Below are 12,516 nucleotides of genomic sequence, written 5' to 3' on the forward strand. Positions count from 1 at the left end.
CATGACCTGGAATACTTTAATTGTAGTCGCTTGCATATTTTTAAATTTGAATGCCAGTTTAACGAGTTTAGATTCGATAAGAAGCAACTTTAAAAAAGTCGTTGAAGATAAGGATCTATGTAAGAAAATGATTGATAAGCTGAGTGAAAACTATGTAAATCTTCCGATTCGACAAGCCTATTTAGGTGGATATCAAACTATTTGGGCAAATCATACTTTTAGTCCTATAAGTAAACTAAAAACCTTTAAAACCGGGAAGAAAAACATAGAACTTGCGATTGAAAAAGCGCCCAGTAATGCAGAAATAAGATTTATCAGACTTTCTATTCAAAAGAATACACCTGCATTTTTGGGCTACCAAACTAATATCAAAGAGGATTCAGATTTTATTAAGAAAAACAAACATCAGATTACCTCAATGACGCTGTTAAAAGATATAGAAGCAATTTTAAATCGATAATTTAAAAGATATGAATCTATTAATTACATTATCAGTATTTATTTTAATGGAGGGTGCGACTTGGCTGATCCATAAATATATTATGCATGGATTCTTATGGGTACTACACAAAGATCACCATGATCACAGTAATAAAACTGCTCTTGAAAAGAACGATTACTTCTTTATCATTTTTGCTATACCAACCATATTATTGATGTATTTTGGATCTCTTAGAGATTACAACTACTTATTTTTTATTGGCTTAGGAATCATGCTCTACGGAATGGCCTATTTTTTTGTTCACGACCTATTCATACATCAGCGCTTAAAGTGTTTCTCGCGCACAAATAACCCTTATTTTCTTGCCCTTCGTCGCGCTCATAAACAACATCATAAATACTTAACTAAGGAAGATGGTGAATGTTTTGGCTTTCTCTATGTACCGCTCAAATATTTTAAATTCTATTTCATCAATCAGAAAAAATGATCGCTTACACCTACATACTTGTATTATTTTTTACGGTTATCATCTGTTTCTTAGCGTCCTTCGATAAGAGAATCAGATTCAATGAATACTTTCGTCCATTTATTCTAGCTGCACTAATTACAGCGGTGCCATTTATTGCTTGGGACATTTGGTTTACAAGTAAAGGAGTTTGGTGGTTTAATAAGACTTATACTCTTGGTTTTCAAGTCGCAGAATTACCAATTGAAGAATGGTTATTTTTTATCTGTATTCCTTTTTCCTGCGTATTCACATACTTCTGTATAGACAAATTCTTCAAATTAGACTGGCTATCGGGATTCAACAATTTAATTGCATTCATTACAGTAATTACTTGTTCATTAGCCGCTCTATTGCACTATGATAAAATTTACACTTTAGTAACAGCACTTGTAACCCTATTTAGTATTATCTATCTTCATTTTGTAGTACGTGTAATTTGGATAGCTAAAGCCTCCCTAGTTTATAGCATTCTAATGTTAGGTTTTTTCCCTGTAAATGGCATACTGACAGGAACGGCATTAAACGCTCCGATCGTAAATTATAATCCTGGAGATTTTCTCGGCATACGCATAGGTACTATTCCAATTGAAGATGCAGTTTATGGGTACGCGCAATTTATACTAGTACTCTACTTTTTCATGATATTTAAGTTAAAACAGGAGAAAAAGTCAACGGCACTTTCTAAATAATCTGTGCTTCCATAACAATGTATAGACGACATATTTATGCTTCGCTTTACTTATAATAGTTTTTATAATCCAACTCCAATACTGAAACTTTAGTTTCTTTCAACATGCAATTCAGTGATAGTTTTATGTACGATAGCCAAGCAAAATGTACTTGGTTAAATATTCTGTTAATTATCTGGTCTTTTGAATACGAAATTGCTACAACAAGAGCTATCCTGCTAAATATTTTCCTGGAATCATTCACTGGTATTTACTAAAGAGCAATTAGCTTCGAGGCATGCATTCTCTACTCATTTATTGATTAAAAAAAAAGATCAGAGATCTCAATCTGTTCGTGAAGAAATTATAATCATGTTTATCATAGAAACTAATCCTATTTGTCAGTTGTCTGCAAGCACTAGCTAAAAAATTTTCGTTGAAATACGCGGTGAAGCATGCTACCTCGTTCATTTCTAATAGGATATTCGATATAAGTTTCAATACCGATCAACAATAAAATGATAAATTAAGTAAATGAATTTTTAGGTCATCGATTCAATTAGTTCACTTAACAGTTCCTTTAAGTTTATCGTCGCGTAAGTAGATTCCTGATCAGAATATGCGTATGGTAATATTAACTCTCCATTGTGGATGATCTGGCCACATGAGTAAACAACATTCGGTACGTATCCATTACGTTCTTCTTCATTTGCCCAGAGCAAAGGTCTTTTTAATTTGCCAATAACGTGTGTTGGATTGTCCAAGTCGAGCAACATTGCGCCAATCGCATACTCACGCATAGGTCCAACAGAATGTGTAATAACCAACCATCCTTCAGAAGTCTCTATAGGTGATCCGCAATTACCTACTTGAATAAATTCCCAAGGAAACTCTGGTTCAGCAATTAAGGTAATATCTGAATGCCAATCCGTGACAGATTTAGAAAAAACGATATAACTATTTTCTCCATCAACACGACAAAGCATCGCATAGCTGCCGTTAATCTTCCTAGGGAACAATGCGGCACCTTTGTTTACTATTTTGCCATTTAGCGGCTGCACTTTGAAATGAACAAAATCCTTAGTCGATAAGAGTTTAGGCAAAACGGAATGTCCATCATACGCCGTGTACGTCGCGTAGTATGTCACAGTTCCTTTTTCAGAAACGAAGCGCACAAAACGAGCATCTTCAATTCCATTCTTTTCAGTGTCGCTTATAGGAAAAATAACCCGCTCAGAGATTAAAGTGTCATGTGAATACGCAATCTCGTAATGAGATGAAGCAAGCCAAAGCATTTGTTGCATTAAAATATTTGCCTCGTGATTTAGATCTTCTTCAGCCTTAATCTCCCTTACAAATCGTTGGAGCTCATCATAAGTAAAACTATTTGTTAATTTAACATCAACGATTTTATAAAAGTAGTCATCAGCCTGTTGTAATTCTCGCAGTTTATTCAAAAAATCGTCTTTCTTATATATGTGGTTCTTGATTTGCTTAGGCTTATCCAACAATGTCCCTACGGCGTCAATATGAATGTCGTTATGATTATCGATAAGTGCTGAGCAAAAAACAATAGATGAGAGATGGCCTTCTCCAACTGCACGAAAACTCAAAATAATCCTCTTCTCCCCTTCTAAAGTTTGCGATTGGTCAGGAGAAATTACAATTGAAGGGTTAAAATAGGCTGCGGCTTCGATAGAATATTCCATGGTGAAAAATGAACCTATCAGCATGCGATCGTCTTCTGAAAGCTGCTGCACTTGAATATTTAACACCTTCAATGCCGATTCAGCCACTAAAAAATTACGTTCTAAAATATTCAAGATGCTCCGATGCCGACCAGCGTAGTTTCGTAGTATTTGCGTAATCAAACCCACCTTTTGAGCGGAACTCATCTTCAAAACGCGCTGAACGATCTTAATCGTGCGCTCTTGAGACAGGACAAACTTTCGCGCCAAGACACGATCTAACTTCGGTTTAAAGAATATATTTTTACGATTTACAACAATCCCCATGTCTAATGTCTTAGGAAAACAACTTAACAACAGATATCTTCGACTGATGTTTGACACTTTCTAAATACTTTCCCGCAAGGGAGAACAATTTAGCCCTTTCAGTTGTTATAATAGCGAGTCGCACCGACATTTCACTAATAGATCAATCGAATGAAAATATTAATTATCAGCAGCTACTTGCCGCGAAAATGTGGTATCGCCACCTTTAGTCATGATTTATACAAGTCTTTGGCCGCTCAAGGTGTAGATGTTAGTATTTTAGCAGTTTCGAATGGTACGGAAAAGAGTTTTCCAAAAGAAGTCAAATATAAGTTTTTATTTGATCTTCCGAGTGAATACTTACGAGCGGCAGAATGGATTGCTACTCAGAATTATGATTGTTGTATATTACAACACGAGTTTGGGTTATTCGCTGGAGAAGCGGGCAAATATATTCTCGATCTACTCAGAAAAATTCAAATTCCCGTGATTTCTAATCTACATACCGTATTGGAGAACCCTAGTGCTTCTGAACGTGAAGTAATTGAAAATTGCTCAAAATTATCTACTCTTATCACTGTAATGACAACACGTGCCGTTAATGTCTTGTTGCAAAACTACGGTATTCCCAAAGCGAAAGTTCGACACATTCCGCACGGCGTTCCGGACTTCCAAATAAGTGCAGAAGATGCTAGAGAAGTGCTGGGCCTCGAAGGCAAAATTGTAATGCTGTCCTTTGGCCTACTTGGAAGAAGTAAAGGTTATGAAGTGGCTATCGACGCAGTGTCTCAGATAAAAGAAGAAAATTTCATATATATCATATTGGGTACAACACATCCAAATGTATATCTGCAAGAGGGTGATTCCTATAAACAAGAATTAATACAACGTGCTGCAAGTCACAAGCTAACTGGCAAAGTGCGCTTCGTAGACAAATTTGCCAGTGATACTTTGTTGCAAACTTACTTAAAGGCATGTGATATTTACGTAACTCCTTACCCAGATGCGAATCAAATGAGCAGTGGAACACTTTCCTTTGCCTTAGGTGCAGGTGCGGCCGTCATTTCAACCCCTTATGCTTATGCTAAAGATTTGCTAGCGCAAGGACGCGGATGCTTCTTTGATTTCAATGATTCCGATGGTCTTGCCTACTGTATAAAAAGCTTAATTAACAACTCATTGCTGATGAATAGCTACCGTAACAAGGCATTAGTTTACGGCAAAAAGATGTCATGGTCCAATGTGGGAAAACAGCAATTGATGCTAGTTAAAGAAGTTGTCGCAGGAACAAATTCGCTGTCTCAAATGCCTCGCAAAAATCGAATCAGAAAAACTATAGTACTAGCAAACGTTCAAAATAGGAGTCGAATTGGAAGTTAATGGACAAGGAGCCAACGATCGAAAGCTCGAAAGACAAATTGAAAAATTTATAAAAGAAGAAAAGTTTGATCTAACTTATATTCATCGCCTAAGTAATGGTATTGGAATATTTCAACACGCGATTTATCAGATTCCCAATTATCATCACGGTTATTGTTTAGACGATGTGAGTCGAGCGTTATATCTCTTAGCATTGTCTAACAGATCATGGGACAAATTGTTAGAGGAATCGTTATTTCGTACCTATTTATCGTTCATTCAATATGCACAAACCGAGGAGGGAATTTTTCGAAATTTTATGAATTTTGAAAATCAATTTCTAGATGAAACGGCATCAGATGATTCTATCGCCCGCTGTATTTGGAGTTTGGGCTTTGTCCTATCCCAACCAAGCTGGTCATCTTATCATCCCATTATCTGTGATTTATTCAATCGCGGTATGCCTACTATAAAATCGTTCAAGTCGGTACGTGCCGTCGCATATAGCCTAATGGGATTAGTACACGCCCTAGAATTTAGCCCAGGCGATGAGCAATATCATCGAATCGCATTCCAGTTTGCAACATTTCTCGCTGATGAATTCCAAACTAATTCCACTGCGACATGGCCTTGGTACGAAAACATAATCACGTATGATAATTCAATTATTCCATTGAGCCTACTGCGCGCTTCTCAATATTTCAATTCTTCAGCGTGGGCCAGCATCGCATATGAATCTATTTTGTTTTTGGAAGCGAGCACATTCCCAGCCAACCACTTTTCTGGTATTGGCAACGCGGGATGGTATATAAAAAATGAGCGCCCGAATCGCAATGGTCAACAAGCGATTGAAATCCCAAGCACCATCATGTTATATTTACAACTATACCATGAAAACGAAGAATCTAATTACTTAAATCGCGCGAGACAAGCTTTTCTATGGTATTTAGGAGAAAATGATCAAAAACAATCACTCTTTAACGCAGAAGAAAAATCTTGTTACGATGGTCTAGAAAGCTACGGCGTAAATAAAAACCAAGGCGCTGAAAGTAATATTGCATTTTGGACGTCGTATAAACTTATACAGCAGTTTCATAATCCTTTTTGACGCTGCTAGAATTGATTCGGCTCTTGGAAAAGAAACTTTTGTACGCAATTATAAATTTGATATGTGCGACCTAAGCCTCGAAGTACAAAATATATTTCATTGCTATTTTAAAAAATTAAAAATCTTAGCAACATCTATGAAACCAATTTTAATTATGTTGTTTATTGAAAAAGACTGAAGCATGCTAAAAACAGATAATTTGAAGGATAAATGACTTATAATTAAACGAATATCACTCCAGCAAGCAACACTCTAACTCACCTGGCATCTAAAAGGTTTGCATCAACACACAATTAAAAATTAGTTATCAACAAATGAAAATATTTTGAACAAAGCGCACACGATTAACAACCTATTCAACTAGTAATACAATAGCTTCTCTGTTAAAACTGTAAAATATTCAGAAGAAAAATCAGAATATATTTATTGCTATATTTTTTCGAAATCAATTTACCTCCTACATAGATAAACTAACGGATCTTTACCAGAAGTGACGATACTAATGTGTCACGCTTTTTATTAAAATTAATTAAAATACATTTAAGTCAAAACACCAGAAACATGAATGAGCAAATTTCAAAGCGTTGGTAACATCGAAAATCGATATGAATAATCAACTTTTATAGTTAGTCGCATCCATCAGTTGTGAATTAATTTACTTGAGATACCTCCGTTCACTGCACAATTCTTTAATGCAATTAAATTTTCAACCCATCCAAGAAAAACAAAATAGATTTTAAGATTTCATTCCTACCCTCATTACCTCCACATAAAGACTTGTAATTCAATACTTTACAAGATTCACACCCAAAACTACACCAAGTTTTGGGTGTTTTTGTATTAATACGGTTCAAAATTTAATTGATCAGTTCATTTAATAATATTCCTTAATCATATTATGATGTAACTTACACTGAACTAATTGGTTAAGCAATTATATTCTAGACACCCTCACCTAACACATTTGAATTACCTTCTTTCAATAATTGGTACATATCAAACGGAGATAAAACTCTTTCAATTAATTAAGAATAGTTTTATTCATTTAAATAATGAAAGTGTAAATAAGCTCAATTCAATAAAAGTATATCATCTTTTTAGTACAGATCAAAAATTAATTGAAATATAAGTATCGAATCACATAATTTCCAACAGAAAATGCATTAACCATTTAGTTAATAATATGAGAGGGTAGACTTCCCCGTTTTGGTAGACTTCCCCGTTTTTCAGACCAATTAAAAATGTTAAATTAGTTTGTTAAACATTATGAAGAAGAGCAAATTTTCAGAGCATCAGATTGTCAGTATTCTAAAGGAATATGAATCCGGTAAATCGACACGCGACATTTGTCGGGAACATGGTATTACATCATCCACTTTCTATCAATGGAAGCAAAAGTATGGCGGTATGGATGCCCAGCATTTGAAAGAGTTGAAAGCATTACAAGAAGAAAATAGCCGTTTAAAGCGAATGTTTGCTGATTTGAGCTTGGATCATCGTATTTTAAAAGACATCATTGAAAAAAAGCTTTAAAGCTCTGTGAACGTAAAGAGCTGATTGAAGGTGTAATTGAAGCGGAAGGGATCAGTATCCATAGAGCCTGCAAAATTGTTTGCATGAGTCGTAGTATGTACTACTATGCTCATAAAAAAGATGACCAGATCATTATTGATAAACTGATGGATCTCTCAACGAAATATCCTACACGAGGATTTGAAACTTACTTTGGTAAGATCCGAATGGAGGGTCTTCTATGGAATCGAAAAAGAGTGCTTCGTGTATATCGTAATATTAATTTAAAGCTTAGAGTGAAGCGAAAACGACGCCTACCAGCTAGAATCAAAGAACGATTATTTGTTCCAGGTTCCATTAATGACACCTGGTCGATCGATTTCATGAGCGATTCTCTAGCTAATGGGAGAAGGTTTAGAGTTATCAATATTATTGATGATTATAATCGAGAAGCCTTACTTAACGAAGCATATTATTCTATTCCTGCAACAAGGCTGGTGCAAAAAATACAAGAATTACTGTTACACAGAGCAAAACCAAAGCGTATCAGAACAGATAATGGACCAGAATTTATAGCTAAAGTTTTCAAAGATTTTTGTAGCGATCATGGAATAGAAATACAATATATCCAACCTGGCAAGCCTGCTCAAAATGCTTATATTGAGCGCTTCAATCGTACATTCAGAGAAGATGTGTTAGACGCTTATTTATTTGAATCAATCAGCCACGTAAATGCACTGGCCTATGAATGGCAGATTGATTACAATAGTAATCATCCTCACAAAGCTTTAAATGGATTAAGCCCATGGTTATACGCTGAAGAACAATTGGTTTCTTAATACGCGTTTTTATATTTATTCACTGTTTGAAAAAGGGTAAGGCTACACGACCTATAAACGCAAAAACCAAACGTTCTAATTTTTAAAACCAAACGTACAAAAAAAATAGCACATATAGAAATGTGCTATTTTTAACTTAGCATCACATAAGATTCGTATAGAGATAATACAACATATCTGTTTAGGTCGAATTATAATTCATTGGACCGTTGATTGTCTTCAAATTAGCTCCTAGGAATTGATTCGAACCGTTGCTTCTAGTCTGGAGTCAGTCACACAACTCAACAACACTAGATTTATTCGAATTGATATAAACATGATTATCTAATATGCGCAGTACGTCTAAATAATCTTTTATTTTCCAATAGCCTTTGGAATTGTAGGAGCTACTATCAGTAGATAGGGAGGACGATTTGCCGTAAAAATCTTTGCAATCTTTATATTGCTCACAGAGCAGCTTATAATATAGGGTCAAACATACTAGTCCTTTCGGATGTCAATCTGTGCTATAATCATTTTGCTTTACTAATTTCTAAAATGTCGCTTTAGAAAGCAATTCGAAAAAGTCTTTTACTATATTTCCAATTTTATTCAACAAATTGGTGGTGTTGGGTTTATTCTCATGCCTTGATTTGTAATTTTCAAAGTCGTTATGAATTATCTTTGTATTTGGCTTTAAATAACTCACAGTATATGACATTAATCACGCCACCAAAGAAATTGATATAAATTGGGTCATCTGTATAATCGACTAATATTTGCTTTAGAACCTTTATAAATCGACGCTTTTGTTCTAGAAATGGTAAAGGCGCTTGTAAATATAAAGCGATCTCGTTCGGAAGAAAACAAGTAGGGAGTCAATCGGAAACTATTGCGTTTAGAGCATTTCAGACTGTTTTTTAAGATATTCTATAGAACAATTATAGATTTGATCATAGAACCTAGATCACTGAGGGAAAGTATCATAAGAAATTTATAGTAAATTATACTTTCTTCTCGTTTTGTTTTAACTACCTTCGGTTGGTACATCAATCACAAAACACTGATTACTATCTATTTAACAATATTTCTAATTTGATTCCTGGAAATATTTTTTTCATCTGGTTCTAAAACTTATACACCTTATCTCCTTAAGAAAGAAATATACATAAGCAATTATTTATTCCACATTCAGTATAGATCTAAATCAAACATTCCAATCCCATCCCTCCTACCTTTTCACCTAATTTTTCATTGATTGACTTCCCTCTTCTCAAACAAATGTAAATAACTAAAGTATTTAAATATCCGGTTTGAAATCCATTAAATTTTGGGTAATATCGCAGATAAGTATCAACCCATAACCTTACCTCAAATGGAATTAAAAGAAATTAAGGAGTACCTAAGCAATTGGGCGAATCTTTTAAATAAGAAAGATGGCATCAAAAATCTTATTGATGTATTAGGAAAATTTAATCATTTCGATTTCTCGATTGATAAACAACTTCAGCAAGAAGCTGAATATGTTCATGTTTATCCAGGGATTTCCGCGGATCATAAAGACATCAAGTTTTTTGTGATTTTGGATCTTTTTGATAAAGCTGGTTTTAAAGACAACATCAATAGCCATTTACATATTTGCAGTCCGATGTCACTGTCGAATCAGGATCAATTAGGGGAATCTATTGAAGATAAGAAAGCAAGAAAGCGCATTAAAAGATGGCAGAAGAATCCTAAAAGATACCTCATTCGAAAATCCGCGTTAAAACACAATCTAGTTAGGTGTTTCAATGTTCCGGTGAATGATCTTATTACTGAAAATAACAGAGCATATTTCGCCATTAAAAAGGCAAAAGACAATAAGCAGGTTGATTATGAACTCGATTTAATCCTTAAGAATCTATCTACTGATCAGCTGGAGGAGTCAACGGAAAGCTATGATACAGTACGTCTAGTGCCTCCCTATCCACCAAGCATGGAAAATTATTTCCTGTTAGACAACTAAGGATACTTAATGATTGGAATTTTAGATGGTATGACCTGGCTAGTGCCCATAATATTAATTTTGGGCATTACAGGAATTATTCGTTATAAAAAACTGGAATTACCTTATCAAAAACTCATTTTTTTATACTTGCTGTTGGCCTTAGCTGCCGATTTAGGAAGTAGGTTCTGGTCCTCTATATTCAAGGAAAACCTTGGTTTCATTACCGGATTCGCTATGATAGAAATCATTCTATTTAGCTTTATCTACTATATTATTTTATTACCAAATTACAAGTGGATTGGTTTAAGCCTTTCTGGACTATTGGTTGTGTACATGTTGTATGACTTACTTTTTGATTTCCAAAGTCATTTCAACCTATTCCAAACCTACACTCGAAGCTTTGGCTCCGCTTTTATCTGCTTAAGTGGTATTCTGTACGCTTTAGATATTATCAAGAAGGGCCGTCCAAATTCATTACCTTTAAGATTAAATGCCATTTTTATCTTCTACTTTGGCCTAGCCTTCATCATGTATTTACCGATCAATTTTATTATCAATGCACCTAGCGAAATCAGCATTATCTTATGGAGTTTCTTTTTAATTTTAGTCATTACCTATTACGGATTACTGATCCAGCACCTGTGGCGTTATGGGAAAAGCAAGAAACCTTAGCCCTCTGGTTTATCGCAATTATCATTTTTGTTGGCCTACTATTATCGGTTTCTTTATTTGTTATTTACAAGGGAATCCAAAGCAAATTTCAACAAAAACTCCGCGATCAGCGGATAAAACACGAACATGAAGTAGACCTTCGCGAGGCTACCTTATTTAACCAGGAAAAAGAACGTAAGCGCTTTGCTCAAGATCTCCATGATGCCATTATTGGAAAGCTCACCATTTTGAGAATATCCATTCCGCTAGGGATCAGCCAAGAACAGATGGACAGTTATTTGCAAGATTGCATAGATAGTTCCAGGCAATTGTCCCATGATTTGTATCCTCCCTTATTAAATGAAACTGAATTGACGGATCAATTATGTAGTCAGATAAATCGCTATAAATTACAGTTCAACATAGCGTTGACCCATGATAAAAGATGCGCTGAAGATTTCCATAGCGCGGTTAAATTACATATTCTACGTATTGTTCAAGAACTTTGCACAAATACGATAAAACATGCTCACGCTACGCAAATAGACTTCCATTTAAGACTAACGAGTAATGGTCTATGTATAAAATACAGCGACAATGGATTAGGAATGAAAGATAATAGTATCAAAGGTATTGGGCTTAAAAGCATACATGATCGCATCCTTCAAATCGGAGGGTTATTGAAAATAAGGAATGTTAACAAAGGATTTAGCTGTTTAATTGTACTCAAAAAATGAAAGACTTAATATGTGTTGGATTAGTTGATGATGATTTTTTAATTGTTGACTTATTAAAAAGATTTTTGGAGCAACAGGATAATATCCAAGTAGATTTTGCAGTTATTTCAGCTCAAAACGCTATTGAGCTTTTGGAGCAATGCAAACAAGTACCCGATCTTTTATTGATCGATCTAAAAATGGAAGGCATGGATGGGATTGCTTTTTGTCAATATTTAAAGGAGCATTTTCCTAGCATCGCTACCATTATTGTATCCTCCCATTATCAGGATCATTTCCTAGGATACATGATGAAATTGGGTGCTGCCGCTTTTGTTGCGAAGGGCTTATCTCCGACCTTGCTCCTACGAGTTATCGAAGAAGTTCACCGAAATGGATTTTATTTACTCCCTGAGCAAGTGCAATTACTTCGTGAGCAGCTTCCAAGTTCTCTGCCTGCACCCAGCTTAAACCCAGAGAATCTATCACAAAGAGAAATAGAGGTGCTGAAACTTATTGCGGAACAAAAAACAGCTAAAGAAATCGCAGAAACCTTATTTATAACCGCACGTACTGTGGAAGGCCATAAAAACAATCTTTTCGTAAAAACTGGAACAAAAAATATTGCCGGTTTAGTCTTATACGCCATCCAAAAAAAGATCATCGACCCGAATGAAATCTTTCTGAATAACCCTTTAGGTAATAATACCTAATTATGCAAAACAGGTAATTCCTTCCTAAAAAGCTGCTCCA

At 35.0% G+C, this 12,516-nt stretch carries 12 protein-coding genes; 11 read left to right on the plus strand and 1 reads right to left on the minus strand.

Annotated elements, in window-relative coordinates:
- Position 1: 1 nt before the first annotated feature.
- The 3 genes from GFH32_RS11730 to GFH32_RS11740 are packed head-to-tail and all read left to right on the plus strand — an operon-like array spanning position 2 to position 1,639.
- Positions 2-460: a hypothetical protein gene (locus GFH32_RS11730; RefSeq protein ID WP_153511776.1), complete on the plus strand. Its 459-nt coding sequence runs from the start codon at positions 2-4 to the stop codon at positions 458-460.
- A gap of 10 nt (positions 461-470) precedes the next feature.
- Positions 471-929, plus strand: coding sequence for a sterol desaturase family protein (locus GFH32_RS11735; protein ID WP_153511777.1), 459 nt, complete (start codon positions 471-473; stop codon positions 927-929).
- Positions 926-1,639, plus strand: a complete 714-nt coding sequence (locus GFH32_RS11740; protein ID WP_153511778.1) for a lycopene cyclase domain-containing protein — start codon at positions 926-928, stop codon at positions 1,637-1,639. Before GFH32_RS11735 ends, GFH32_RS11740 begins: the two co-directional genes overlap by 4 nt.
- 521 nt (positions 1,640-2,160) lie before the next feature.
- Here GFH32_RS11740 and GFH32_RS11745 read toward each other — a convergent pair.
- On the minus strand, positions 2,161-3,633 hold the full coding sequence (locus GFH32_RS11745) for a glycoside hydrolase family 130 protein (protein ID WP_153511779.1): 1,473 nt from the start codon (positions 3,631-3,633) through the stop codon (positions 2,161-2,163).
- Positions 3,634-3,810: 177 nt separating this feature from the next.
- On the opposite strand from GFH32_RS11745, the gene GFH32_RS11750 reads away from it, so the two are divergent.
- The 8 genes from GFH32_RS11750 (at position 3,811) to GFH32_RS11780 (ending at position 12,476) form a co-directional block, all read left to right on the plus strand.
- On the plus strand, positions 3,811-4,992 hold the full coding sequence (locus GFH32_RS11750; protein WP_160366914.1) for a glycosyltransferase: 1,182 nt from the start codon (positions 3,811-3,813) through the stop codon (positions 4,990-4,992).
- Positions 4,982-6,079 (plus strand): hypothetical protein, encoded by a 1,098-nt coding sequence (locus tag GFH32_RS11755; RefSeq protein WP_153511781.1) that lies wholly within the window; start codon positions 4,982-4,984, stop codon positions 6,077-6,079. Before GFH32_RS11750 ends, GFH32_RS11755 begins: the two co-directional genes overlap by 11 nt.
- Positions 6,080-7,345: 1,266 nt before the next feature.
- A complete protein-coding gene (locus tag GFH32_RS18425) occupies positions 7,346-7,612 on the plus strand; it encodes a transposase (protein WP_228384123.1) in 267 nt (88 codons plus the stop codon).
- A gap of 20 nt (positions 7,613-7,632) precedes the next feature.
- Positions 7,633-8,430, plus strand: coding sequence for an IS3 family transposase (locus GFH32_RS11760; protein ID WP_317162879.1), 798 nt, complete (start codon positions 7,633-7,635; stop codon positions 8,428-8,430).
- Between the two features lie 1,354 nt (positions 8,431-9,784).
- Positions 9,785-10,414 (plus strand): hypothetical protein, encoded by a 630-nt coding sequence (locus tag GFH32_RS11765; protein ID WP_194285638.1) that lies wholly within the window; start codon positions 9,785-9,787, stop codon positions 10,412-10,414.
- 9 nt (positions 10,415-10,423) lie between these two features.
- Positions 10,424-11,068, plus strand: coding sequence for a hypothetical protein (locus GFH32_RS11770; protein WP_153511783.1), 645 nt, complete (start codon positions 10,424-10,426; stop codon positions 11,066-11,068).
- Entirely contained in the window at positions 11,038-11,784 is a 747-nt protein-coding gene (locus GFH32_RS11775) for a sensor histidine kinase (protein ID WP_160366798.1), read from the plus strand. Before GFH32_RS11770 ends, GFH32_RS11775 begins: the two co-directional genes overlap by 31 nt.
- On the plus strand, positions 11,781-12,476 hold the full coding sequence (locus GFH32_RS11780; protein ID WP_153511785.1) for a response regulator transcription factor: 696 nt from the start codon (positions 11,781-11,783) through the stop codon (positions 12,474-12,476). The genes GFH32_RS11775 and GFH32_RS11780 overlap by 4 nt, the downstream gene beginning before the upstream one ends.
- Positions 12,477-12,516: the final 40 nt, after the last annotated feature.

The organism is Sphingobacteruim zhuxiongii (genome assembly GCF_009557615.1).
In the GTDB taxonomy this organism is placed as follows: Bacteria; Bacteroidota; Bacteroidia; order Sphingobacteriales; family Sphingobacteriaceae; genus Sphingobacterium; species Sphingobacterium zhuxiongii.

Excerpts from the sequence above, each read along its gene's own strand:
- GFH32_RS11745 (WP_153511779.1), bottom strand. The coding sequence starts at position 3,633 with ATGGGGATTGTTGTAAATCGTAAAAATATATTCTTTAAACCGAAGTTA.
- GFH32_RS11735 (WP_153511777.1), top strand. The coding sequence starts at position 471 with ATGAATCTATTAATTACATTATCAGTATTTATTTTAATGGAGGGTGCG.
- GFH32_RS11740 (WP_153511778.1), top strand. The coding sequence starts at position 926 with ATGATCGCTTACACCTACATACTTGTATTATTTTTTACGGTTATCATC.
- GFH32_RS18425 (WP_228384123.1), top strand. The coding sequence starts at position 7,346 with ATGAAGAAGAGCAAATTTTCAGAGCATCAGATTGTCAGTATTCTAAAG.
- GFH32_RS11770 (WP_153511783.1), top strand. The coding sequence starts at position 10,424 with ATGATTGGAATTTTAGATGGTATGACCTGGCTAGTGCCCATAATATTA.
- GFH32_RS11780 (WP_153511785.1), top strand. The coding sequence starts at position 11,781 with ATGAAAGACTTAATATGTGTTGGATTAGTTGATGATGATTTTTTAATT.
- GFH32_RS11765 (WP_194285638.1), top strand. The coding sequence starts at position 9,785 with ATGGAATTAAAAGAAATTAAGGAGTACCTAAGCAATTGGGCGAATCTT.
- GFH32_RS11730 (WP_153511776.1), top strand. The coding sequence starts at position 2 with ATGACCTGGAATACTTTAATTGTAGTCGCTTGCATATTTTTAAATTTG.